The organism is Agrobacterium sp. GW821-FHT02D03, assembly GCF_059421725.1.
On record NZ_JBWKVN010000002.1, the window covers coordinates 359,621 to 385,000 of the forward strand.

Consider the following 25,380-nt stretch of genomic DNA (forward strand, 5'->3'; position numbering starts at 1 on the left):
ACGGTCCAGTCTCGGCTTCAAGTTTGCAATCTGCCTCCTCGTGGTCTAGCCATCCCGTTTGCCGAAAAAGAAGGCACGCTGCCGGTTATGCCGGACGCCACAGCCCCTCGCGGATCAGGTCGCGCGCCGTTGCTTCAATCCCCTTGCGAAGTGCATCGGTCATCATATCGACCTGCGACCGGCTGATTGTCAGCGGCGGCGACATCACGCACATGTTGATGAGCGGCCGGACCAGCAATCCATTCTCCTGGCAGTGGAAGTCGATGCGCTTGCCGACAGTCAGGTCGAGATCGAGAGGATTTTCCGCCTTGGCGTCGGCGACACATTCAATGCCCGCCATAAGCCCGGCACCGCGCACCTCGCCAACCAGAGGAAGTTCCTCCAGTGTTCGCAACTGCTCCTGAAAATAGGGACCGATGTCACGGACATGTTCAAGGTGGCCATCTTCCATAAGTTCGATATTGCGGATAGCGACCGTGCAGCCGATCGGATGGCTGGAATAGGTCAGACCATGAACAAAATTGGCGTTAGGGTGGTTCGAACGGCGAAGTTCGGCGAACAGGCGTTCAGACACCATCACCCCACCGAGGGGGAAATATCCCGAAGTGACCCCCTTCGCGAAGGTTATCATGTCCGGCTGGATGCCAAACACATCTTCCGAGGCGAAGATGTGGCCAAGCCGTCCGAAAGCGGTGACGACCTCGTCAGCTATATAGAGGATGTCATGTTCAACGCAGATTGCATGCATGCGCTTGAGATAATTCGGCGGCGACATCAAGACCCCACCACTTGCCTGGATGGGCTCCGCGATGAAAGCGGCAATCCGATCAGCACCTTCGCGCTCTATCAGTGCGCGAAACTCATCGATAAGGAAATCTTCGAACGCCTCAATCGACAAGCCCGCCGGCCGGTGGAAGGGATTAGGGCAGCTGAGCTTTCTGACCAGATCGCTTGCGCCATCCATCCAGTCGTGATCGCGCGGGCGCCCGTTCAGCGATGCGGTCAGATAGGTGGAACCGTGGTAACTTCCCTGGCGGGAAACCAGCAGTTTCTTCTGCGGCAGGCCCCGCACATTGTTGTAAAACTGTGCAAGTCGTATGGCCGTTTCGACGGCGGATGAACCACCCGTTGTCAAGAAGACGTGGTTGAGATCGCCCGGTGCCCGCTCGGCAAGCATCTCCGCGAGCTTCTCCGCAGGCGCATTGCTTGTATACCACGGCGTTGAATAGGTCAGAGACATCGTTTGTTCGTGCATTGCATCGGCAAGGGCTCGATTGCGATGCCCGACGTTGACGCACCACATTCCTGCGGGTCCGTCGATCAGCTTTCTGCCATTTTGATCAAAGACGAAGACGCCATCAGAAGATGTGATGAGCTCGCGCGCTTCGGCACCAATGCTGCCCGCCAACGGGGCGGGTTGGATCAGATGAAACCGCTCATTGAGGGCAGTGCCGGTCTCCGGTTGCGAAAGAGCTGGTTCAACCATGACAATTCTCCACGTCTTAAGTGCTAGGCTCGGAGGTAATCGACCATAAGACGCGCAGCCTCTCTAGCCACCGAACGGTGCGAAGCTGCCTAAATAATAGACATTCTCTCTTGATCGGTTTAGCCGCCGCGTCGGGATCAGCGCCTACAAGCGCCTTGCTGGGCTAGTCGCAAATTTTGCCGTTGATGGTCTGTTGACCAACTCTAAAGCGGGCCGCGATTGGCTCTTTGCGCTTTGAATTCCGGTTTGATCGCATGCCGATACTGCAAACTACGGCGCACTCGTGCGCGGCAAAAGCTTTGTGCGCCCTTCTGGACGCACAAAGGGCTATCGAAATTCATTGAGGCGCCAATGGAGAGACGATTTCAAAACGCGGTATTTCGAGGCGTGGCTGATCGCGCCATATCTGCCGGAGAGTGCGCGACAGGCCCAACCAGCAGCTACCGGATCCGCGTACCGTCGCCATTGAACACGAAGAGTTTGTCGGTCGACAAGGCAAGGTGGATCGTCTGACCATTTGCGAAGTCGCGACCGCTCTGTTCCTCCACGACCAGCGCCTGACCATCCTCCAGCGCGCAGTAGAGATAATGAGTTGACCCCAGATACTCCGTGAAATCGATCACCGCCTTTAGCGTTTCGCCTTGCGTGTCCACGACCGCAATGTTCTCAGCGCGGACACCCAGCACAACTTTGTCCCCGGCATTGCGAGCGGTGCCTGCAAGGAGAGTTGTGATCGTCGCATCGCCGACTTTCACCCTGCCATCGGCGAGCTAGGTTCCCTCCAATAGATTGATGCGCGGGGAGCCTATGAAGCCGGCAACGAATACGTTGTCGGGGTCCTCATAGACCTCGCGCGGCGTGCCGATCTGCTCGATACGCCCATCACGCAGGATGACGATGCGGCTGGCAAGCGTCATTGCCTCCGTCTGGTCGTGGGTAACATAGATCATCGTGTTCCCCAGGGTGCGATGCAGCTTGGCGATCTCGACGCGCATCGAGACGCGCAGCTCCGCATCGAGGTTGGAGAGCGGCTCGTCGAACAGGAAGACGTCCGGCTCACGCACGATGGCCCGGCCGATTGCCACGCGTTGCCGTTGGCCTCCAGAAAGCTGGCCCGGTCGACGCTCCTGCAGATGATCGATCTTCAGGATCGCGGCGGCGGCTTCCACTCGCCTGGCGACCTCGTCCGCCGGCGTTCCTGCCATCTTCAGGCCGAAGCCCAGATTTTCCCGCACGGTCATGTGCGGATAGAGCGCATAGGACTGGAAGACCATGGCGATACCGCGCTCGGACGGATCGAGGTAGGTGACGTCGCGGTCACCGATCGTGATCTCGCCGTCGCTGACATCTTCCAGCCCGGCGATCATGCGCAGCAGGGTCGATTTTCCGCAACCGGAGGGGCCGACGAAGACGATGAACTCGCCGCCCCTGATCTCCAGGTCGATGCCGTGGATGACATCGAGAGCTCCGAACGTCTTGCGGATGTTTTCGAGCCGGACGCCCGCGCCGGTGCGTTCAATGGCTTTCATGGCGGCCTCCTTCATTTCGCCTGGAACCAGACGAGCATCGAGCCGGCTGCCCGGTTGTCCCAGAGATGATAGGGGATGAGGCGCAAGCGAGACGGCTCGGCCTCGGGCGGCGTGCCGCGATAGAGCGCGTTGCCCCACGCCTCGACAGAATTGCAGCGGACGTCGAGGTCGAGCGCAACGGCACCGTTCAAATCATCGAGCACGACGGTTGCGGCAACATTGGGAGCTTCACCAATCCGAAACGCGCTCAAGTCAGCGCCGTTATCAATCTCCTCGGCGCAATAGACGAGTGGACCACGCATCAGCGAGACGCGCCCGGCATCCTGCCGAACCTTGGGATGGGCGTAGAGCGGGCGAAGCGCCATCGGCAGGTCGAGGACGACCGTATCGCCATCCGCCCATTGCCGCTCGATGCGTGCGTAGCCATCCGCCTCGATCGCCTTGAGATCGAGGCTTTCGCCATTGACTGCCAGCGTTGCGCCCTCGGCCCATTCGGGGATACGCAGCGACAGCGTGAAGCGCGCCGACGCAGTCAAACCGAGGGAAAAGTTTATGCGGCCTTCATAGGGATAGGCCGCCTGCTGGGCGAGATGAACCTTCGCGCCGCCGGCAAGCTCGAGACGAGCCTCGCTCTCGCCGTAGAGATGGACGACGATATCGTCGTCGGAAGCGGCATACATATAGGAGCCGACGGAGGCAACGAGGCGGGCGATATTCGGCGGGCAGCAGGGGCAATGGTGCCATTTCCAGCGATGGTGCCTGCCGGTCGATTCCAGCGGATTGTCGTAGAAGAAGGTCTTGCCGTCCATGGCAAGCCCCGTCAACGCGCCGTTATAGAGGGCCTGTTCCATGATGTCGGCAAAGCGGCGGTTCGGCCCCCGCCCCATCATCCGGCTTGCCCAGAATACAAGCGCGACCGAAGCGCAGGTCTCGGCATAGGCCGTGTCGTTCGGCAGGTCATAATAATCGGTGAACCCTTCATTGCTGGCTGAGGGGCCAATACCGCCGGTGACATACATCTGCTTGGTCGTCAGATCGTCCCACAGGATGTCCAATGCCGATGTCAGGCTGTCGTCGTGATACTCGGTGGCAATGTCGGCCATGCCGGAATAAAGGTACATGGCGCGCACCGCGTGGCCGACGACTTGCTTCTGCTCGCGCACCGGAAGATGCGCCTGGCAATAATCATATTCCTTGAAGTGGTAGTCCTTCGGGTTGCGCCCATCGCGAGCAGCCTCCTCGTCGAAGAAATGCGGTTGCGTGCCTCGCTCATCGACGAAGAACTTCGATAGATCCATATATTTCTGGTTACCCGTCGTGCGCGCGAGCCTGACGAGCGCCAGCTCGATTTCCGGGTGACCGCAATAGCCGGCCAGCCGATCAGGGCCATGGCCGAACACGGTCAGCATATGGTCGACATAGCGGCACATGATATCGAGAAACTTGCGTTTGCCGGTTGCCTGAAAGTAAGCGACTGCCGCCTCTATCATGTGACCTGCACAGTAAAGCTCGTGATGATCGCGAAGATTCGTCCAGCGGCGGCCCGGCTGCACGCGCTGGAACCACGAGTTCACGTAGCCGTCCGGCTGCTGGAGCTTTTCATAAAGATCGATGATCTCGTCGGCGCGCCGTTCGAGTTCCGGGTTGCGCTTGCGATAGAGGGCATAGGCAATGGTTTCGATCGACTTGGCGAAATCGCTGTCCCAGAACATCTGCGTCGAGACGCGGGCCTTGCGCTCGGACTCAGGTTTGGAAGGGCTCATATTGTGGAGAGGAATGACAACACCGGGGCTTGGCTGGTCGGGATCTATCGCCTGCAACATGCCAGCTGCGATGCAGCGGTCGAGCAGGATCGAAGCGGTCTCATCGCAAACCGCGTCCTGCCATTTGCCCCAGAATCCGCCGACGGACACGGCTGGCACAGCGACGGGACGGAATTGTTTTTCACTCGAAGTCATCGGGATTATCCTTCAGGGTTATTTCACGGCGCCGGCCGTCAGGCCGCGCATGTAGTAGCGTTGCAGGAGGAGGAAGACGATGATGCAGGGGATGATCATGACGACCACGCCCGCTTGCAGCGCGCCCCAGTTGATGGACCCAAGCCGTCCGGCGCGCACCGCCGTCATCAGGATAGGGAGCGTGAACTTGTCGTTGCTCGACAGCAGGATGAGAGCGGCGAGAAACTCGTTCCACGCATTGAGGAAAGCGAAGATGGCGACGGTCGCCACGCCCGGCATGACGAGCGGCAGCAAAACGCGCGTCAGGAGCCGGATATCGCGCACGCCATCGACACGCGCCGCCTCCTCGATTTCCCTCGGTACGGCATCGAAGGCATTGCGCATCATGAAGACCGAAAAGGGCAGCTGCAGCGTCACGTAAATCAGCACCAAGCCGAACAGTGAATTATTGAGGCCGAGCTTGGCGAAAATGATGAAGAGCGGCGTCAGGATAGACTGGAACGGGATCATCAGCGTCGCCATCAGCAGCACGAAGAGCGCGTTCTTCAGCGGGAAGCGGTACCGGGAGAAACCGTAGCCAGCAAAGAGGCTGATGACGACCGTGAGGATGACGGTTCCGAGCGACACGATCAGGGAATTCAGCATGTGCTGCCAAATGCCGGAGCCGAACGTGTCGAGCATGCGATAAGCGTCAAACGAGATGCCGTTTACGGGCCATGGCGGGATGGGTGGGGTCGATGCCTCGGGGCCTCGACGGAACGAGGAGAGAAAAGCAACGATGAAAGGCGTCAGAAACAGAAGCGACAGAATGGAGGCGCTGCCGTGAAAGGCGAAGTTGCCGAGAAAGCGCCGGCGTTCGAAGCTTTTGCGCGCGCTGGTCATGCCTGTTCTCCCTTGTCGCGAAGCAGCCAGAGCTGGGCGACGCTCAACACCACCAGGATGGCGAGGACCGCAATCGAAAGCGCTGCGCCATAGCCGAGATTGAACGACACGAAGGACTGGTTGACGATGTAGTAGACGATGGTGATCATCCGGTTTTGCGGCCCGCCGCTGGTGATGATGTAGAACTGATCAAAGGCGAGGATCGAGCCGGTAACGGAGAGCACGAGTGCCAGCGCCAGCGGCTTGCGCATCAGCGGCAGCGTCAGGTAGCGGAAGCGCTGCAGGCGTTTCGCCCCATCGATGCGGCTTGCTTCTACCAGTTCCGCCGGGATCGACTGCAGGCCAGTCAACAGGATGATCATGGTAAAGCCGGCGATCTTCCAGACGACCATGGCGATGATGGTCCAAAAGGCGAGATCGAAGGAGGCAAGCAGATTGATACGACCGTTCGTCAGCCCCAGCCACTCCATCAGCGGCGAGAAAAAGCCGCTGTCGATATTGGCAAGCCAGGTCCAGAGCAGAGAGGCGGAGGCAAGGCCGACGACAACGGGAAGAAAGAAGAAGGTGCGGTAGACCGGCACCGCGCGGCGCTTCTGTTCGACGAGCATCGCCATTGGGAAGGCAAAGGCGAAGATGACGACGGTCACAATGCCGGTATAGTAGGCGGTGAAACCCAACGCATCGTAGAAGCGCTGGTCGAAGAACATGCGCGTGTAATTACGTAGGCCAATCCATGTGGGCTCGCCGAGAAGCGGCCATTTGTGCAGGCTCATCCAGGCGGTGAACAGCACGGGAAAGACGAAGAACACAAGGACCAGAATCATCGCCGGAGCGATGAAGAAAAGACCCTTCAGGGCTTCCTTCCTGCGCCTGTTAGGCCGAGGCGTCCTTGGACGCGTCCCTGTCTGGAGCGATGGGATTGTAGCGGTCATCTTGAGCTCGCATGTCTATCGATGAATAGGCAATCTTGGATCGATCGGGAGCCGGACACTAAGGTCCGGCTCCCGACGGGGCGCGGGATCGCACCCCGGGAGGAACCAAGCTTTACTGGGCGTCGTCGATGATCTGCTGCATCTGTGCCTCGGCATCGGAGAAGGCCGCATCCTCATCGCCGAAGATGGCGGCGTGGGTGAAGGCGGCCCACGGACCGTTGGCGCTGTTGATCAGATCGTTGAACTGCAGCGTATAGGGCGTTCTGGCGACGGCGATGGCATCGACGCCGACTTTCATGCGTGGATCGAGTCCGGCCAGAACTTCGTTGGCAAGATCGCCGCGCGTCGGCAAGCTGCCATACTTGGCCATGATCTTCTGGCCTTCCAGCGAATAGACATATTCGAGGAAGCCCTTGACCGTATCGATTTTTTTCGTGCCCTTCGTGACGACGAAATTGTCGCCGCCGGCGAAGGAAGACGGTTTGCCATCAACGCTCGGTATGAGCGTCACGCCGAAATTGAGCTCCGGATTCTGGGTAATCAGCGTTCCGATGGCGAAGGCGCCCAGCGACTGCTGGCCGATCTTGCCGCTCTGGATCGACAGGAAATTGGGGCCGTTGTCGCTCTCGGCGCCGGCGGGCACGAGATCCTTCTTGACCATGTTACGATAATATTCGACCGCCTTGCGCATTTGCGGCGTGTCGAGCGTCGCCTTCTTGCCGTCTTCAGAGAGGATATCGGCTCCCGCGCCCCATACGAGCGGCGCGAAGGTGAAAATCATGCAGCCGCCGCCGGAGAAATAGAAGCCGTAGGTGTCCTTGCCGAGCGCACGAATCTTTTCGGCATTCGCGGTGATTTCATCCCAGGTCGTAGGCGCCTTGTCGGGATCGAGACCGGCCTTCTTGTATAGGTCCTTGTTCCAGGCAAAGATGGAGGTCTCGACCGATAGCGGCAGACCGTAGATGTGATCCTTGTAGGTGCCGAGGCGGACATGCGAGGGCGAAAGCGACTTGAAATAGGGCAGCGAATGAGCCCAGTCCGTCAGGTCCTCAAGCTGGCCCGAGGCGGCGAAGGACGGCGTGTAGATCAGATCCATCGACAGCGCGTCAGGCGCCTGCCCGCCGGCAATCGCAGTTGCATATTTCTGCACGAGATCGGGTTGCGGCACTTCGGTTAGTTCGACCTTGTCCTTGTGACCGGCGTTGAAGGCCTTCACCGTCTCTTTGAAACTGTCGCCCATGCCGGAGCGGACCCAGATCTGGATCGTATCCGCCCAGGCCGCCGGGGCAATCAGCATCGCGGCAAGCGTTGTCGTGACAAGCAATTTTCTCATGGCATTTCCTCCCAAAAAGGGCTCTCCTCAGCCCTTGAATTTCTATCGACTAAAGCGTCTGGTGATCTTTCAGATTCACTCCCTGCGCTCTCATTCTCGTTCGATCTCAAGTCGTTATCGCAAAACCTCTGCACAGTTTTGCGTCGACCATGCGTTAATCCTTCGATGGCTTACCGCAGGAGCCGCGGACCACCAGCGTGCAAGGCTGTTTGCGCCAGCCGGGCTCGAGTTTCTGGCCCTCTCCAAGGGCAAGGACCGTGAGCCCGGCCTGCCGGCCCAGCTCCTTCAGATTCATGTCAATCGTCGTCAGGGGCGGACGCGACTGGGAAGCAACGATCTCCCAATTATCGAAACCGACAATCGAAACCTCACCCGGCACCGACACACCAAGTTCGCGCAGACCATCGATCACCCCACGGGCGATCATGTCGTTGCCGCAGAAGATGCCATCCGGCCGCTCCCCCGCTTGCCAGAGGTCGAGAATGGCTTCCCGACCCCAGGATTCCGTCCACTGCCCATGCAGCACTGGCGCATCGCTGCCTGCGAGGCGCCGAAACGCCGAGGCGCGCTCCAGCGCGGCAATGAACGCGTCCGGCCCGGTTATATGTGCGAGCCGCCTGCGGCCGAGCGAAAGCAGATGCGTCACCGCCACTTCCGCCCCTTGCGCATCGTCTGACGCATAGGTGATGCTGTTCGGCGGCCCGACCGTGAATGCATAGACCACCGGCACCGGCAGATCAGACAGGTCGACAGGAAGAGCCCGGTCGGTGCGCTTGCCCGTCGCGATGATGCCGTCCACCTGCTTGTCGAGCATGGCCTCGACATGCACTCTGGCCAGCGCGGGATCATCCTCGATGGCGCAAAGGAAAACCGAAACGCCCTTGTCGACGAGAGCCTCCGACACGCCCGCCATTACGGGCAGCGTGAAGCGGCCGTAGGTGTCGTTTGTCAAAAGCCCGATCGTGAAGGACCGCCGCGACAAGAGACCCCGCGCCAGCGCATTCGGCCGAAAGCCGATTTCTGTCGCGATCCGCTTGATCCGCGTGCGGGTCTCCTCGCCCATCCTCCCCGTATCGTTCAATGCCTTGGATACCGTGGAGACGCTGACACCGGCGGCCCGGGCCAGATCGTGGATCGTCGTCCTAGGATTTTTATTGTCCTGTGTCAGCGCTGCCTCCCGACGCTTGATGACGAGAGAAAACCTTTTCTCAGCAAGCAAGTCAATATGAGAAAACGTTTTCTCAAAAGATTCATTCTGACAGGCTGATTTCGTCCCGCTTGGTTAGGACGATGGGCAAGCCCCCTGTTCCTTAGGAGGCGCTGTGATTGAATTCCCGCAGCAGCGTCAATGTCTGCGCGGGCGCATCGTTGCCAATGCGCATATGGAGCTGCGCGTGGTTGTCGATCGATAGCCACTGGGTAGCGCACCTTGCCCCTCCTCCATAACTTCGGGTGACGGGCTGACTGAACTGACATGCCCTAGTTGACTGGGCAATTTTGAACTGGAATTTTCCACCTATGACCGATGACGGGGAGAAGTCGATGAAGGCATCGAAGTTTTCGCTGCGCGGTCAAACTTGCCCTGCGACCGCGTGCTTTTCGGGGATGCCAAAGCCATGGAAAAAGCGATCGGGCACCTCGTCGAACTCGGTCACGCGATCTCTCGATCATCTTAGACCAAACAGGGCACCGCATGAGAGGCGACACGAATGGCGCCTCATCCTTTGCGGATCATCGGCTCCGTGGTCGCGCAGGCCAACGTAAAGTCGCAGTCGCTCCTGAAGAATGTCTTCCACAAGTGTCCTGCGGCTTTGCGAGATGCGTCAGCTTTTCAATGCGTTCCAGAAATTGCGCATCTGGCCGGTGAGGGCCGCATAGATCGCAAAGCGTCTGCGGAAATGCTCGAAACGCTTGGCATCCGGGCGAAAGTCATGGGCGACGCGGGTCATTGCCTGAACGGCGTCTTCGTATGATGCATGGTGACCGACAGCGACCGTCACACCAATGGCCGCCCCCAACGCGCCCGTCTCCCTCGCCTCCGCCACGGTCAGAGGGATCTCCAGAACATCGGCCATCATCTGCGGCCAGTGGGCGCTTCGCGATCCGCCACCCGACATGACGGCTCTGCTGACCGACAGTCCGGCATTTTCGAGCACCTCGATATGGCGGCGATGCTCGAAGCAGACGCCTTCGAAAAGTGCTCTCAACATATGTCCCTCGCCGTGCCAGCCCGCCAGCCCATAGAAGCCGCCGCGAAACTCAGCGCCCAAACGCGAGCCGAAAATGAACGGATGGAAGAAAGGATCGTCTGCGCGTGGCGCAACCTTGCCGACTTCGCGATTGCAGCGCTCGAACGCCTGGTCGCCATGGTCGTCGCGCACGCGGTGAACATACCATTCAAGATTGGCAGCTGACGTGGCACTGGACTCGATGTTGACATATCGGTCCTTACCGAAAACCGTCACCATGAAGACGTCATCACTGATAACGGGCTTGTCGGCGAAGACCTGGTTGATGCTCCAGGTTCCGGCCACCACAGAGGCCTCGCCGGCGTGAATGACGCCGGAGCCCAGCGCGCTCGACACCACATCGAAGAAACCACCGATGACGGGCGTCCCTTCGGCAAGTCCCGTAGCCTGTGCCGCCTTGGCACTGACACGTCCGACGATCTCGGCCGATTCGACGCGATCGGGGAAGAAAGAAAGCGCATCTTCCAGATGGTAGAGGCTGAGCAACGCCTCGTCGAGCACGCCTTCCGGCATGGCGAGAAGCCCGGCTCCGCTCAAGTCGGAAATGTCGTTGGTCAGACGATCGGTCAGGCAGAAGTTGATATAATCCTTGCAGAACAGAACCGCACCGATCCGAGCATAAAGCTCCGCTTCGTGGCGCTTGACCCAGGCAAGAAGGGTTGGCGTTTGCGATGGCCATGGCCGTTGCAGGCATCGCGCCTGAAGAGCCGCGCCATTTTCGCCGTCGAGCTCGGTCGCGATATCGCAAGCGCGGCTGTCGAGAGACTGGATACCCTTCAGCGGGCGCATATCCTTGTCGAGTAGATAAAGACCGTTGCCATGGCCGGCGCAGCCAACCCCGAGGATCCGGGCGGGATCCACGCCGGAGCTTGAAATCACCTCACGGATGGCCCTGCAACCGTTCTTCCAAAGCTCGGACAGATCGCGTTCGACATGTCCGGGTTCGGGGAAGCTCGATTGTCCATCGATTGCGCATTGCGCGACCTGATGCCCTTCCGTGTCGAACAGCACGGCTTTGATGACCGTGTTGCCCACATCGACGCCCAGAACGTAATTTGTCTCAGCCACGGTTGTAAATATCCCATGCTTCTTCGCCACCGGCGCGCTGATGAATAATGGCCATCAAAGCTTTTACGACAGCCTCCGGATTGTCATGTTGATAGATATTGCGGCCATAGACCATACCGTTTGCGCCCTGCTCGATGATCGCGGCCGACTTTGCCAGAACGGTGCGCAGATCTTCCTTGCCGCCCCCGCGCACGAGGACCGGGCAGCGTGCCGCTTCGATCACCTTATGGAAATCCGCAGGATCGCTGGTCGGATCGGCCTTGATGATATCGGCACCCATTTCCGATGCCAGGCGCACCAGGGTCACGATCTTCTCGGCATCGCCGTCCACCTGATAGCCGCCGCGCACATCGTTGGGCAGCATAACCAGCGGCTCAATCATCAGCGGCATTCCGTAGCGATGGCAATCGGCGCGCACGCGACTGATGTTTTCGACGCATTGGCGAAACAGTTCCGGCTCGTCCGGCAGCATGAACAGGTTGACGACGACACAGGCCGCGTCCATTTCCAGCGCGCCAATGATCGGCTCTTCATAATTTTGCAGTTGCGACCACATGCTGCGGTGGCGGGTGGAATTGTAAGGGTTGCCCATGTCGATACGCATGACGAGCGCAGGCTTGTCACGCTCGGGCCTGGATTGCAGTAGATCGGCCTGCCCATAAGCCATCTGAATGGCATCCGGTCCAGCCTCGACCAGTTTGTTGACCACGCCGGCCATATCTTCCAAACCGACGAGAAAGCTCGGCTCGTTGCAGACGCCATGGTCGAGTGCCACGTCAAGGCATCCTCCCTGACGAAACAGCCTGTTCATTCTTGCCTTGCGAGAAACACGCATCATGATGCCTTGTCCTTTTCTTTACATCTGTCCTGAAGCATTTCGGTCGATACGCCGTAATAGGCCTGTAGTTCGTCGGTCACCTGTCGCCGTTCAGCGAATGCTCGGTCGCCCGTCCAGCCGAGTTCGCGCGATGTGACGGCGAGCAACCTGTCGAGGATGTCGAGATCAAGCTCGCCGGTAATGGCAAGACGTGTGCGACGAAGCACGAGATCGGACAGGTGCCGCACGTCCTCTTGCCGGATCAACCAGGCGATCTCGGCGAGCGTCATCACGGTTGCGGAAGAGAGCGACACATCGTCCGACCGCGATCGGCAAAACGTCATGAGTTCGAAGGCCCGCGAGCCGTAGGTGGTCGCAAGATGATCGGCACGCGCCTTGCCAATGGCAAAGTCCAGCGAAAGCTCGGCTGACAGCTGGTCGGCATCGCCCGGGTGGTTCATGCCGCCGCCAATCGGCCTGTTCTCGGTCGAGGTGATGCGAGAGCCTCCCAACTCGGCAAGGACCTCATCTGCGACCTGTTCCCCGAAGGCGCGAAATGTCGTCCATTTTCCGCCGACCATGCAAAGTTGCGGCGGGTTGCCTTCGACCCGATGGACCATATGGCTACGGGAAATTCTTCCCGTGAATTCCGCATCACTGCGCGGCAGCGGGCGAATGCCGCTATAGCTGAAGACGATATCCGAAGCCGCCACGTCGATATTCGGGAAGACGGTGCGCACCGCATCCAGAATGTAGTCGCGTTCCTCCGGTTCGCAGCGCGTGCGCCCGGGCGTGTTGACCTTGATATCGGTCGATCCGGCAAGCACGCGTCCAAGATAGGGAAAAAGAATGCAGACCCTGTTGTCGACATTCTCGAAGAAGATCATGTGCCCGTTCAACGCCTCGTAGAGCGCCGGATTGGCGAGAATGATATGCGAGCCCTTGGTGCCGGTAACGCTAGGCTCATTGTTTTTTGCCGCATTGCCGAGAGCCGCGATCGTCTCGTCGATCCAGGCGCCTGTCGCGTTGACAATCATCCGCGTGCGGATCGGAATCGGTTCATCCATCTCTTCAACTGAAAGATGATAGGTGTCGCCACTGCGGCTGAACTGCGCATAGTTCAGCGCGATCGCCTGTGGCGCATCACGGCGCGTGTCCAGCACCAGTTCCAGGGCAAGCCGTTCCGGTTGTCGGATCCAGGCGTCATAATAGGTGGCCGAGTAACGCGCACGGGGATCGAGTTCTGGCCAACGCGATCGGGTGGCCAGGGTGTTGCGAAATTCGTGGCGTGGCAGCAGACGGTTCTTTCGGGTCACGAAGTCATAGAGTGAGAGCCCGATCTTGATGGCCAAGGCGCCGCGGCTCGACGGCTTGCCGGATGAGCCGAAAAATGTCGTTGCGGCATTGAAGAGGCCACCGAAGGTCGAGTGGATGGGAATTGTCGTCGGCAAGGGATGGACCATGTGCGGTGCCAGGCGCAGCAACGTGTCCCGTTCCATCAGCGATTCCCGCACGAGAGCGAACTCGCCGTTTTCCAGATAGCGAAGACCGCCATGGATCATGCGGGAGGGAGCGGCACTGCATCCAGAAGCAAAATCATTGCGCTCCACCAGAAGCACTCGTAGTCCCTGCAATGCCAGATCGCGGTACGCACCGATACCATTGATCCCACCACCGACAACGACGGCATCAAAATCGGCATCGTGTCGAATTCGTCTGAGCGCATCCTCTCGGAAACTGGACATGGAAATACCGTTCGCTGGTTTTCAAGCCAACGTCCCAATCTGGTGTTGCGGTGTTTGAAACTTAACGGTCTAGGTCGACCAGATGCTCGGTAATGGCGTCGGATATCATCGACACCTCATCGGTCGTTAATCGCAGCCGCGCAGCTTTGGCATTCTCGATAGCCTGCTTCGCATCGCGCGCGCCGCATAAGGAGAATGTTATACCCGGCTGCGCTACGGTCCAGGCAATCGCCACCTGTGCAATCGTTGCCTCATGACGATCTGCCACCGGTTCGATCACCTCCATCAAGCGCGCCACTTTTTGACGGTTGTTGACACTGAACCTGGGATTATCTTTTCGCTGATCGTCGCCGGTAAAGACCCTGTCCGACCCCATTTTGCCGGAGAGCAGACCAAGTGCCAGGGACGAGTAGCTGAGGATGGAGACGTCGTTGGCAAGGCACGTTGGAACGAAACTCGTTTCAATGGTCCGCGTTACCATCGAGTACTCTTCCTGGATGGCATCGATTGCCCCCGTCGCGATATAGGCCGGGAGGTCTTCCTTCGACACGTTGCTGGCTCCGATCGACCGGATTTTGCCCTCTTCCTTCAGTCGAACAAGTTCACCAACCGTCTCTGCAATCGGCGTGGTCGCATCCTGCCAGTGGGTGACATAGTGATCGATATGGTCGGTACCGAGCCTCTGGAGGCTCTTTTCGATCTCATAGCGAATGGAGGCTGGGCCAAGATAACGGTGGACCGGCTTGCCGTCCTGGTGGAAGAAGTAAGCACCTTCGGCAACATGCCAGACCAGCCCGCATTTGGTGACGAGCACGACTTTGTCGCGTTGACCCGCAATAGCTTTCCCAACAATCGTCTCGGCAAGGCCCATACCGTAAGCAGGCGCTGTATCGATCAGCGAGATACCCGCATCGATGGAGGCACGGATCGCATCGATCGATGCCTTCTCGTCGGTGCCGCCCCACATCCAGCCGCCGATCGCCCAGGTGCCGAGCCCAACGGCCGACGCCTCGATGCCGCTTCGGCCGATTGGCCGTTTCAAGATGGGATTGTCTGTCATCGCATTATCCTTCTTTAAACGTTTCAAGCGCCTTGGCGATTTCCTCGTCGACCACCAGCGACGTGAGGAAGCGCCCCGCAAGTGCGGCGGACACCGGGCCTGCTTTCAGGCTGCCGGCTGCCACGCCGATGATGGACGGGCAATCGGCCAGTTGCCGCGGATCGAGTGCAACGACGCGCGAATTCAAGTCGCTGTCGGCGAGAGATCCGTCTGCGCGCATCAGGTGCGCAAGAAACTCGCCTGCAATCCCGGCATCAGTCAGCGCATGGCTTCCTCGCGCCGTCTCCGGCAAGAGATCGTAATATCCAGATCCGGGCGCCTGCACGGATCCGATACCGACCAAAGCAACCGTTGCCTTGCGCGCGAGATCAAGGACGTCGCGGATCGATGCCACATTCATCAGCAGGTCCCGCTGCTGTTCGTCTTCGACAAAAAGCGGGGCGTGAACCAGTTGCGCAGTGCCGCCAAGCTTTTCGGCGAGCTGCGTGGCAAGATAGTTGACGTCGGTGAAATGGTTGCCCTGCACGCCACCGGTCAGCGGCACGACGCGCACATCGAAACGACGCTCGGCCTCAAGATTATCGACAACAGAGCTGACCGCCTTGCCGCCGGTGATGGCGATGACATCGCCGTCCCGGATGGTTTCAAGCAGATGGTTTGCAGCAACACGGCCAACCATCTGCAAGGTGGTTTCGGGATTGTCCGAAACCGTTGGCGTGACCATCGACTGCTTGAGCCCAAAGCGCTCCACGATACCATTTTCCATATCGACGAGACGCTGATAGGGGCTCGATATGCTGATCTTGACCATGCCTGCCTTGCGGCCAGCAGCAATCATCCTGTTCACTTTCGTGTGGGACAGATTGAGCTTTTCGGCGATCTCCGATTGTTTCACACCCTCGATGAAATGCAGGACGAGGACGGAATACATCTGGCGCTGCTGATCGAATTCGTCTTTGTTTTCCGCCATGATATCGTCACTCCTTGTTTCGTTCGGGCGCTCAGCGGCGACGCTTGACCAGGTAGTGGTCGAAGAGAACGGCTGCGAGCAAGATGCTTCCCCGAATAATGTCCTGCCAGTAAACTGACACGTTGAGCAAGGCGAGCGAACTGGAAACAACCGAAAGCAGAACGGCACCGAGGATCGCACCAAGGATCGTTCCCGATCCGCCGGAGAGGCTGGCGCCACCGATGACCGCAGCAGCGATCACGTTAAGCTCCATGCCGACCCCAAAGCTCGGCTGGGCGGACCCGAAGCGAGCCATGTAGATGACACCTGCCACGCCGCACAGCGTCGAGCACAAGGTTGTGGTTGCAAAGACAACGCGACCGACGCGAATTCCGGAATAGGCGGCGGCCTTTGGGTTGCTGCCGGTGTAGAAGACCTTACGGAAGGCGGTCGTGCGGCGCAGCAGCAGGTCGAAGGTGAAGACCACCACGACAAAGATGATTAGGACCAGCGGAATACCATAGACCGCACCCTGGCCGATGAACTTGAATTCCGGCGGCAGGGAAAAAAGGCTGAGCGGCCGTCCTCCCGTTGCAAGCAGGCACACACCGCGGGCGATCACCATGACGCCCAGCGAAACGATGAAGTGATGAAGCCCGACGACTGTCGTCAGGAAACCCATACACATGCCAATGCAGGTGGTGGCCATGATGGCAAGCGCTGCGGCCGCCCAAGGATCAATGCCATTCAGGAAAAGCCAACCGGCAACCACCATCGCAAGCGCCGTGACCGAGCCCACGGAGAGGTCGATGCCGCCGGAGATCAGCAGGATGGTCATACCTACGACCACAATGCTTTCCACCGCAAATGCCATTGCCATGGCGCGCAGGTTATCGACAGTCAGGAAGTAGGGTGAAATGAAGGACATCACCGTAAAGAGCGCCAGGATGATGACGATCAGACCGGTTTCGCGCGCCTTGATGGCGGGAGTCCACCACCGGGCGCGAGCTTCCGCGGCCTGGTGTGCGTGATGCTGTGTTTCGAGCGTTGCCATGTCTCCCATTCTCCTCAAGCTTCGCAGAGCTGCGATGGATTGCTGATCGATGCGAGATGCATGATCCGTTCTTCGGTCATATCCGGGCCGGTGACCTCGCCGGTGATACGGCCTTCCCTCACCACGAGGATGCGATCGCTGACACCGATCAGTTCAGGCAGTTCGGACGAGATGACGACGACGCCCACTCCCTCATTGGCAAGATCCCGGATTTGCCGGTGGATTTCTGCCTTCGCGCCAACATCGACGCCGCGGGTGGGTTCATCAAGAAAGACGACCTCTGGCTCGACCGACAGCATTTTCGCCAGAGCAACCTTCTGCTGGTTACCACCGCTCAGCGTGTTCACGGCATCGCCAACCCCGTTGGAGCGCAGCTTCAAACGCTCGCCGAAATAGCGCGCACGGCCAGTCTCTTTCCGACTGCTGATAAAACCGAGGCGATTGGACACCCGCCCGACATCGAGAGCCGAGACATTGCTGGCGATCGACATGTTGAGGAACAGGCCATCGCCTTTGCGATCCTCAGAGACATAAACCAACCCTTCCCGAATGCTGTCACGATAGTCGCGCAGCGAGAGCTTGCGTCCTTTGAGGCTGACATCCCCCTCGGCCTTGCCCTCCAGCCGGCAGATCGCACGCACGATCTCGCTGCGCCCGGCGCCAATCAGTCCTGCCAGACCGAGGATTTCCCCCTTGCGGAGATCGAAGCTGACGTTCGAGACCCGTTTCCCCTCCGTCAGACCCTGTACTGACAGGATGATCTCGTCCGATGTCGCATCGGGTGCCCGTTTCCGCGGATAGAGCTTGTCAAGAACGCGACCAACCATGCTGTTGACCACCTCTTGCGGGGCAATTGCCGCGATATCGGCGGTTTTGATGTGCGAGCCGTCACGCATGATGGTGATCCGATCGCAGTGCTGGAAAATCTCCGCCATGCGATGGGAAATGTAGATGATCGCGATGCCGCGTTCGGCCAGGCGATGCATGATATTGAACAATGTCTGCGCCTCGGTCTCGGTCAAGGCGGCGGTCGGTTCGTCAAGGATCAGAATACGGCAATCCAGCGTCAGCGCCTTGGCGATTTCGACGATCTGCTGCTGCGAGATCGAGAGATCACCGGCGCGGCGCCTCGGATCGATCTCGCCCAACTCCTTCAGGATGTTTGCGGCGCGCGCATAGAGCGAGCGGTAGTCCATCATCAGCGTGCGGCTCTGGCCCGTCTCGGCCATGAACATGTTTTCCGCCACCGAGATTTCGGGGCACAGCGCGATCTCCTGATGAACGAAGCCGATACCAAGCCGGTTGGCAGCGTTGGGCGAGGCGATGCGAACCGGTGCTCCATCGATACGGATCTCGCCTTCATCAGGCTGCAGAATGCCATCGATAATGTGCATCAAGGTCGATTTGCCAGCGCCATTTTCTCCCGCGAGCGCATGAATCTCTCCGCGACGCAGCTCAAGTTGCGCACCGCGTAGCGCCCGAACCGGTCCAAAAGATTTGTGAATATTGGTCATGCTGAGTACGACCTCGGCCATGCCACCCCTCCCGATCGATCATTTCGACGACCCCGGCGCTGCAGTCTGCATCGCCGGGGTTGGCCGGCCGCTGATCAGCGGCCCTTCATGTAGGTGTTGAGGTCGAAGGAGTCGGCATTGTCCTTGGTGATGACGGCAAAACCGTTGTCCATCGAGGGGATCTGCATCGGGTTGAAGCCGGAGACCTTGTAGTCGTTGAACGGATCGATGAGATCGGGGTGAGCACCGAGGAAGGTATTCACAAAGCCCATGAACCCCTGGATGCCCTGGTTGGGATTGATCGCCATGTGGATGTTGCCCTGCTTGATCTGCTCAAGCGTTGCAGGCGTAATGTCGGCGTGAAGGATGAGGACCTTCTTCTTTGCTGCAAGAACAGCGGCAACCGCTCCTTCGGCCGAGCCGGCTTCAGGGATCCAGAGAGCCCCGAGGTTCGGGTTGGCCTGCAACATTGCAGACACGGCCTGATAGGCCGCGTTGGAGTCCTGGTTCGTCGGCTGGCGGGCAACCAGCTTCATATCCGGATGGGTGCGGCCCATATAGTCGATGAGCGCGGTGACGCGCAGGTCGTGGTTGCTCTGGCCCGGATTTTCGAGGACAGCATATTCACCCTTTTCTCCGAGCACCTTGACGATCTCATCGGCAGCAAACTTTGCCTCTGCCACGTTATCGGAGGTGATGTATGCGGTGCGCTTGGACTTCGGCGAGTCAGCGGCAAAGGTCGTGATCGAAATTCCCCCGTCGACGGCCTTGTTGATCGGCTCGATGAAGGGGTCAGCCTGCATCGGATGCAGCAGGATACCCTTTGGCTTCTTGACGACTTCCTGCTCGAAGGAAGCGATCTGCTTGGTGATATCGTAATCCGGCGTGCCGGTGAAAACGGCTTTGCAACCGAGCGACTTCGCAGCCTGCTTGAAGCCCTCGAACACAGGAACCCAGTAAGGATGACCCGATACCATGACGTTCATGGCGTAGGTTTCACCCGGCTCGCAGGCAAATTTCCCTTCAGCATTGGCAGATCGTGCAGACCAGCCAGCAACAACCGTAGCGACCAGCACCATAGCGGTTGCCGCCTTCAAAGACTTCAGCATGTTCCCCTCCCAGAGATAAATCAGTCATCGAAATAAAAATCTAAATCAGAAATTTATTTCATAGTGGATAACTAGCGCGGAGAGAGGCTGGCGTCAATATAGCTTGCATAATATTTTGATTGGTGAAATTTATTTCAGTTACAGTGGGATTATGGAAAGCAAGACATAGCGTGATGGTCCGAATGCGCGTCAACTGCGAGGACTGCCGGACCGAAACAATGTTTGAAGCGCGGCTATTCTACAGCGGGAAACCCGCCACCAAAGCTATTCGCGATCTTTAGATTCGCCCCCAGGATTCAGTTCTTTATCGAATCGCATGTCGCTATCGCAAAGCCGCTGAACGCTTTCGTGCGACAGGCTCTAACCCGGCAAACAGCTTCGACTGCGTTTCGGCATGGGATATCGAACGCCTCTGCCGGGTGATCGGTGTCCAATCTTGCCCTCCTGTTTCATCCGCCAGTCCGTCTCTTGAAAGGTCACATCCGGTTGAGATCGCTACGGTTACGCCTGATGGAATGCCCACCTTGAGCGAGCGCGCTGTTTAGCCGGATCGGGAGGTTCAGGTTGAAAGCTGCTTGTCCGCTGCCGTGGCCGGAAACGGACAAGCGACTACAGAGGCTCGCTATTTCAGCGGCAGGAAGAGCTCTGCCACCGCCGCATGTTCAGGTTCTTCGGGAAAGAAGGTAAGTCGCTGGCAATAGAGCGGGAAATCCCTCGCTTCCTCACCACTGGCCGGTAGCCAATCGCGATAGAGGTAAAGCGCGGCGGGCTCCAGATCATCCGTATTGCCGACGACCCTCAGCACGGCGCAACGGCCGCCGGGAATCATGCCCGCCTCGACATGCTCTCCATTCGTCTTGATCGGCCGATCAGTGCTGACACAAAGATCCAACCGATACCCGTCCGGAGACGTCACCCGCGGATCGGAATGGAAGATGTTGAAAGTCGAGCTGGTCTTCGGATTGAGGCCCGCAGCTTTACGCCATGCGATAAAGCGTTTGATCGTATCGCCGATGCTTGCCGGATCACCTTCGTGTTTCATGATCGCGACACGGGTCGGAGACACCTCGCGGATTTCGATGTCATTTGCTGCAAATGTCCTTTGCATAAGCTTACTCCTTGCTTGGTTGAGAGGCCCGAGGGCGGCAAGCCACGGTTCCCAATCGGGAGATTTCCGAAACTGCGAAGGCGACTGGCTGAACCTTTGCCGAAACGCGCGGGCAAAGGCATCAGGAGCGTCGTAGCCGGCATCCATCGCTATCTCCGTCACACTGTCTACGTCCCTGTAGGCCAGCCTGTATGATGCCCGCTTCATGCGGACGAGTTGGATATAGCGATGCACAGACAGCCCGAAGGCCGCTGCGAACTGCCGATGGAAATGGAACTTGGAGAATGCGGCCACGCGGCTCAACTCGTCCAGGTCCAGATTGCGGTCGAGATGCTGATCAATGTGATCCAGGACCCGTTGCATCCGGGCATGGTACTTTCGAAGCGTCGTCGTCATTATCTTGTCCTTGCCGTGGCAGCACCAAATAGCCCCGCACAAGTGCTGTACGCTCGACCGATCTTGCGGATTACCAGACTTGGCTGTTCAGCAATAGCGTCGGCCTATGAGGTAGCCATCCGGCAGGGATGCTGGCATCTACGTTGGAGCGCAGATTACGCCACATGAGCGTTCAACGTCTTCAGCATCCAATTTCACGGCCGCAATTGCTCCAATCTACTGATCGGCATCTCGGCATTGTTGGCAATGACGTCGGCAAGCCAATGCGTTCGGATCGATGTCATTGGACTTGGCGATCATGATCAGTCACCATGAACGTCGTGCGGTCAGCACCACGATGCCCCCGGGCCAAGCAGCCATGACGTCCTGCCGAGCGCAAAGCCTCTGAGCGCTCCTTCAGCTGCTTTATTCGTGAGACAAGTCCGGCCATCGTCGAGGAAGGACTTGAAGCCGTTCCAGCGCTTGAGCATATAATCTATCGCCTCGGCGACGGGAGAACTGCGCGACAGCTTTGCCCGCTCGGTTTGGAGCCACTTACGCAGGTCTTCGACGAGTTAGAACCATTTCACGGCGCGCAAGGCCTATAACGAACCGGATGCACCATAAACGCCAAAACCCCGCGGCTTTTTTGCCGCGGGGTTTTAATGATCGTCGTATATTTGGTTGCGGGGGCAGGATTTGAACCTGCGGCCTTCAGGTTATGAGCCTGACGAGCTACCGGGCTGCTCCACCCCGCGTTAATCATGAGCGACCGCAGCGCAAGGGCCCGGTTGTTTTTGTTTTGCCGGTCCTCGAAGGCTTTTGCCTTCTGCGGGTCGGCGGGGGCTGCTCACCCCGCGTTATTGCTTTAGAACTGCAAAAGGCCGCTTTGTGTGCGGCCTATTGTTTCGGCCTGTGCCGAGAGGTTTTGTGATTGAGAAGATATTTTGAGTTGCGTTTAGCAGACCTGGCAGCGACCTACTCTCCCGCGTCTTAAGACGGAGTACCATTGGCGCTGGGGCGTTTCACGGCCGTGTTCGGAATGGGAACGGGTGCAGCCGCCCCGCGATAACCACCAGGTCGGCAAAACGCAACTGGCACATGCATTTGCATGTGCTGTTGTATCGAGAAGCTGGAGAGCTTTTGGCTCTATTTGATGAACACGTGATGCGATCGAGTTTTATTCGATGAGCATGAACAATGGGAACGAAGAAGTCGCTCGAGCTATTAGTAACGGTAAGCTTCATGCATTACTGCACTTCCACACCCGTCCTATCGACGTGGTCGTCTTCCACGGCTCTGATAGGGAACACTCGTTTTCAGGTTGGTTTCCCGCTTAGATGCCTTCAGCGGTTATCCATTCCGTATATAGCTACTCTGCTATGCCCTTGGCAGGACAACAGATCCACCAGAGATACGTCCATCCCGGTCCTCTCGTACTAGGGACAGATCCTGTCAATATTCCTACACCCACGGCAGATAGGGACCGAACTGTCTCACGACGTTCTGAACCCAACTCACGTACCGCTTTAAATGGCGAACAGCCATACCCTTGGGACCTGCTCCAGCCCCAGGATGCGATGAGTCGACATCGAGGTGCCAAACAACCCCGTCGATATGGACTCTTGGGGGTCATCAGCCTGTTATCCCCGGCGTACCTTTTATCCGTTGAGCGATGGCCCTTCCACACGGGACCACCGGATCACTATGACCGACTTTCGTCTCTGCTCGACTTGTCAGTCTCGCAGTCAGGCTAGCTTATGCCATTGCACTCGACGACCGATTTCCGACCGGTCTGAGCTAACCATCGCGCGCCTCCGTTACTCTTTCGGAGGCGACCGCCCCAGTCAAACTACCCACCATACACTGTCCCGGATCCGGATAACGGACCGCGGTTAGACATCCACGAAGATAAGGGTGGTATTTCAAGGATGGCTCCACAGGAACTGGCGTCCCTGCTTCAAAGCCTACCACCTATCCTACACATGCCTTGGCGAATGCCAGTGTAAAGCTATAGTAAAGGTGCACGGGGTCTTTCCGTCTGACCGCAGGAACCCCGCATCTTCACGGGGAATTCAATTTCACTGAGTCTATGTTGGAGACAGCGGGGAAGTCGTTACGCCATTCGTGCAGGTCGGAACTTACCCGACAAGGAATTTCGCTACCTTAGGACCGTTATAGTTACGGCCGCCGTTTACTGGGGCTTCAGTTCAAAGCTTGCACCTCTCCCTTTAACCTTCCAGCACCGGGCAGGCGTCAGACCCTATACGTCGTATTGCTACTTCGCAGAGCCCTGTGTTTTTGATAAACAGTCGCTACCCCCTGGTCTGTGCCACCCCATCACACTTGCGTGCAAAAGGGTCACGCTTCTTCCGAAGTTACGCGTGCAATTTGCCGAGTTCCTTCAACATAGTTCTCTCAAGCGCCTTGGTATACTCTACCTGACCACCTGTGTCGGTTTCGGGTACGGTCTATACGGTGGAGCTATTTCCTGGAACCTCTTCGCCGCCCAACCAATCCAATAAGGTTGAACAACACACAAGATCCGTCACTACCACCAGGCCCACGAATATTAACGTGGTTCCCATCGACTACGCGTGTCCGCCTCGTCTTAGGGGCCGGCTAACCCTGCTCAGATTAACTTTAAGCAGGAACCCTTGGTCTTTCGGCGAGGGAGTCTCTCACTCCCTTTATCGTTACTCATGTCAACATTCGCACTTCCGATATCTCCAGCAGCCCTCACGGGTCCGCCTTCACAGACTTACGGAACGCTCCGCTACCACACAACTTACGTTGTATCCTCAGCTTCGGTGCATGGCTTTAGCCCCGTTACATTTTCGGCGCAAAGACCCTTATTTAGACCAGTGAGCTGTTACGCTTTCTTTAAATGATGGCTGCTTCTAAGCCAACATCCTGGTTGTTTTGGGATCCTCACATCCTTTCCCACTTAGCCATGACTTGGGGACCTTAGCTGGAGGTCAGGGTTGTTGCCCTCTTCACGACGGACGTTAGCACCCGCCGTGTGTCTGCCGACTAGTACTCCTCGGTATTCGGAGTTTGGTTAGGATCAGTAAGACGGTGAGTCCCCATAGCCCATCCAGTGCTCTACCCCCGAGGGTATTCGGTCGACGCTCTACCTAAATAGATTTCGCGGAGAACCAGCTATTTCCGAGTTTGATTGGCCTTTCACCCCTAGCCACAAGTCATCCCGAACTATTGCAACAGTTATGGGTTCGGCCCTCCAGTTGGTGTTACCCAACCTTCAGCCTGCTCATGGCTAGATCACTCGGTTTCGGGTCTAATGCAACGAACTGAACGCCCTATTCAGACTCGCTTTCGCTACGCCTACACCTACCGGCTTAAGCTTGCTCGTTACACTAAGTCGTTGACCCATTATACAAAAGGTACGCCGTCACCCTTGCGGGCTCCGACTGTTTGTAGGCATCCGGTTTCAGGTTCTATTTCACTCCCCTCGTCGGGGTGCTTTTCACCTTTCCCTCACGGTACTTGTTCGCTATCGGTCATGCACGAGTACTTAGGCTTGGAGAGTGGTCTCCCCATGTTCAGACAGGATTTCACGTGTCCCGCCCTACTCAAGGACAATGACTGTTCTACGCGTACGGGGCTATCACCCGCTATGGCCGACCTTTCCAAATCGTTCCGCTTTATTCATCATTGCCACTGGCCTGGTCCGCGTTCGCTCGCCACTACTTACGGAGTCTCGGTTGATGTCCTTTCCTGCAGGTACTTAGATGTTTCAGTTCCCTGCGTTCGCTTCTTACACCCTATGTATTCAGATGCAGATACCTTATCACAATACCTAGAAACCTCTTCTGCCGATCGCTCAACAGAACAGATTTTCTAGGTATTTAAGGTGGGTTGCCCCATTCGGAGATCCATGGATCAAAGCTTATTCGCAGCTCCCCACGGCTTTTCGCAGCGTATCACGTCCTTCTTCGCCTGTGCATGCCAAGGCATCCACCAAATGCCCTTAATTCACTTCTTCGTTCTCATTGTCTATGCTCATCATCAAGTCGTCATTCCGAAGGAATGAACGACAGGCAAGGTTACCTTTTACAACCCAGCCAAGTCACGATGCCATCGACGTGTTCGGTATGGTCTTCATTGAGGGCACGCCGGTGCACCTCGAAGCCATACCATTAAGACCAGCTTCTCGAGATATCATCCGGTGATGCGCGGTCAGGCAACACC

Annotated in this window: 15 protein-coding genes, 1 tRNA gene, 2 rRNA genes and 2 pseudogenes; all 20 read right to left on the bottom strand. The window is 57.9% G+C overall.

Annotation, left to right across the window (positions count from 1 at the left end; genetic code table 11):
- Positions 1-85 precede the first annotated feature (85 nt).
- Entirely contained in the window at positions 86-1,486 is a 1,401-nt protein-coding gene (locus AC07U5_RS15130) for an aminotransferase (protein ID WP_494723505.1), read from the bottom strand.
- Between the two features lie 440 nt (positions 1,487-1,926).
- A pseudogene (locus tag AC07U5_RS15135) lies at positions 1,927-3,015 on the bottom strand (ABC transporter ATP-binding protein).
- Between the two features lie 11 nt (positions 3,016-3,026).
- Positions 3,027-4,973, bottom strand: coding sequence for a glycoside hydrolase family 127 protein (locus AC07U5_RS15140; RefSeq protein ID WP_494723506.1), 1,947 nt, complete (start codon positions 4,971-4,973; stop codon positions 3,027-3,029).
- Between the two features lie 18 nt (positions 4,974-4,991).
- Entirely contained in the window at positions 4,992-5,855 is an 864-nt protein-coding gene (locus AC07U5_RS15145; protein ID WP_494723507.1) for a carbohydrate ABC transporter permease, read from the bottom strand.
- On the bottom strand, positions 5,852-6,787 hold the full coding sequence (locus tag AC07U5_RS15150) for a carbohydrate ABC transporter permease (RefSeq protein WP_494723508.1): 936 nt from the start codon (positions 6,785-6,787) through the stop codon (positions 5,852-5,854). Before AC07U5_RS15150 ends, AC07U5_RS15145 begins: the two co-directional genes overlap by 4 nt.
- A gap of 112 nt (positions 6,788-6,899) precedes the next feature.
- On the bottom strand, positions 6,900-8,084 hold the full coding sequence (locus AC07U5_RS15155) for an ABC transporter substrate-binding protein (RefSeq protein ID WP_494724254.1): 1,185 nt from the start codon (positions 8,082-8,084) through the stop codon (positions 6,900-6,902).
- Positions 8,085-8,274: 190 nt separating this feature from the next.
- A complete protein-coding gene (locus tag AC07U5_RS15160) occupies positions 8,275-9,309 on the bottom strand; it encodes a LacI family DNA-binding transcriptional regulator (RefSeq protein ID WP_494724255.1) in 1,035 nt (344 codons plus the stop codon).
- A gap of 634 nt (positions 9,310-9,943) precedes the next feature.
- On the bottom strand, positions 9,944-11,416 hold the full coding sequence (locus tag AC07U5_RS15165) for an FGGY-family carbohydrate kinase (protein ID WP_494724256.1): 1,473 nt from the start codon (positions 11,414-11,416) through the stop codon (positions 9,944-9,946).
- A gap of 13 nt (positions 11,417-11,429) precedes the next feature.
- Positions 11,430-12,272, bottom strand: a complete 843-nt coding sequence (locus tag AC07U5_RS15170; protein WP_494724257.1) for a class I fructose-bisphosphate aldolase — start codon at positions 12,270-12,272, stop codon at positions 11,430-11,432.
- Complete coding sequence (locus AC07U5_RS15175) at positions 12,272-13,999, bottom strand: glycerol-3-phosphate dehydrogenase/oxidase (RefSeq protein WP_494723509.1); 1,728 nt, start codon at positions 13,997-13,999, stop codon at positions 12,272-12,274. Before AC07U5_RS15175 ends, AC07U5_RS15170 begins: the two co-directional genes overlap by 1 nt.
- 61 nt (positions 14,000-14,060) lie before the next feature.
- The gene (locus AC07U5_RS15180) at positions 14,061-15,059 is read right to left on the bottom strand and encodes an aldo/keto reductase (protein ID WP_494723510.1); all 999 of its coding nucleotides are present in this window, start codon (positions 15,057-15,059) and stop codon (positions 14,061-14,063) included.
- Between the two features lie 4 nt (positions 15,060-15,063).
- On the bottom strand, positions 15,064-16,029 hold the full coding sequence (locus tag AC07U5_RS15185) for a sugar-binding transcriptional regulator (RefSeq protein ID WP_494723511.1): 966 nt from the start codon (positions 16,027-16,029) through the stop codon (positions 15,064-15,066).
- Between the two features lie 31 nt (positions 16,030-16,060).
- Positions 16,061-17,062 carry an ABC transporter permease gene (locus AC07U5_RS15190; protein ID WP_494723512.1) on the bottom strand — a complete coding sequence of 334 codons (1,002 nt, stop codon included), beginning with the start codon at positions 17,060-17,062 and terminating at the stop codon, positions 16,061-16,063.
- Positions 17,063-17,076: 14 nt separating this feature from the next.
- Positions 17,077-18,597 carry a sugar ABC transporter ATP-binding protein gene (locus AC07U5_RS15195; protein WP_494723513.1) on the bottom strand — a complete coding sequence of 507 codons (1,521 nt, stop codon included), beginning with the start codon at positions 18,595-18,597 and terminating at the stop codon, positions 17,077-17,079.
- A gap of 74 nt (positions 18,598-18,671) precedes the next feature.
- The gene (locus AC07U5_RS15200; protein ID WP_494724258.1) at positions 18,672-19,655 is read right to left on the bottom strand and encodes a substrate-binding domain-containing protein; all 984 of its coding nucleotides are present in this window, start codon (positions 19,653-19,655) and stop codon (positions 18,672-18,674) included.
- Between the two features lie 652 nt (positions 19,656-20,307).
- Entirely contained in the window at positions 20,308-21,189 is an 882-nt protein-coding gene (locus AC07U5_RS15205) for an AraC family transcriptional regulator (protein ID WP_494723514.1), read from the bottom strand.
- Positions 21,190-21,383: 194 nt separating this feature from the next.
- Positions 21,384-21,743, bottom strand: a pseudogene (locus AC07U5_RS15210) (IS66 family transposase); the annotation flags it as partial.
- A 106-nt stretch (positions 21,744-21,849) separates the two neighbouring features.
- A tRNA-Met gene (locus AC07U5_RS15215) sits at positions 21,850-21,926 on the bottom strand.
- A 207-nt stretch (positions 21,927-22,133) separates the two neighbouring features.
- Positions 22,134-22,248: ribosomal RNA gene (gene rrf, locus AC07U5_RS15220) — 5S ribosomal RNA — on the bottom strand.
- Between the two features lie 126 nt (positions 22,249-22,374).
- Positions 22,375-25,174: ribosomal RNA gene (locus AC07U5_RS15225) — 23S ribosomal RNA — on the bottom strand.
- Between the last annotated feature and the right edge of the window lie 206 nt (positions 25,175-25,380).

Bases quoted from the DNA above. Each gene is read 5' to 3' on its own strand.
- AC07U5_RS15185 (WP_494723511.1), bottom strand. From the start codon at position 16,029: ATGGCGGAAAACAAAGACGAATTCGATCAGCAGCGCCAGATGTATTCC.
- AC07U5_RS15155 (WP_494724254.1), bottom strand. From the start codon at position 8,084: ATGCTGATTGCCCCGGCGGCCTGGGCGGATACGATCCAGATCTGGGTC.
- AC07U5_RS15190 (WP_494723512.1), bottom strand. From the start codon at position 17,062: ATGGCAACGCTCGAAACACAGCATCACGCACACCAGGCCGCGGAAGCT.
- AC07U5_RS15200 (WP_494724258.1), bottom strand. From the start codon at position 19,655: ATGGTGCTGGTCGCTACGGTTGTTGCTGGCTGGTCTGCACGATCTGCC.
- AC07U5_RS15195 (WP_494723513.1), bottom strand. From the start codon at position 18,597: ATGGCCGAGGTCGTACTCAGCATGACCAATATTCACAAATCTTTTGGA.
- AC07U5_RS15205 (WP_494723514.1), bottom strand. From the start codon at position 21,189: ATGACGACGACGCTTCGAAAGTACCATGCCCGGATGCAACGGGTCCTG.
- AC07U5_RS15140 (WP_494723506.1), bottom strand. From the start codon at position 4,973: ATGACTTCGAGTGAAAAACAATTCCGTCCCGTCGCTGTGCCAGCCGTG.
- AC07U5_RS15150 (WP_494723508.1), bottom strand. From the start codon at position 6,787: ATGACCGCTACAATCCCATCGCTCCAGACAGGGACGCGTCCAAGGACG.
- AC07U5_RS15180 (WP_494723510.1), bottom strand. From the start codon at position 15,059: ATGACAGACAATCCCATCTTGAAACGGCCAATCGGCCGAAGCGGCATC.
- AC07U5_RS15175 (WP_494723509.1), bottom strand. From the start codon at position 13,999: ATGTCCAGTTTCCGAGAGGATGCGCTCAGACGAATTCGACACGATGCC.
- AC07U5_RS15145 (WP_494723507.1), bottom strand. From the start codon at position 5,855: ATGACCAGCGCGCGCAAAAGCTTCGAACGCCGGCGCTTTCTCGGCAAC.
- AC07U5_RS15170 (WP_494724257.1), bottom strand. From the start codon at position 12,272: ATGCGTGTTTCTCGCAAGGCAAGAATGAACAGGCTGTTTCGTCAGGGA.
- AC07U5_RS15130 (WP_494723505.1), bottom strand. From the start codon at position 1,486: ATGGTTGAACCAGCTCTTTCGCAACCGGAGACCGGCACTGCCCTCAAT.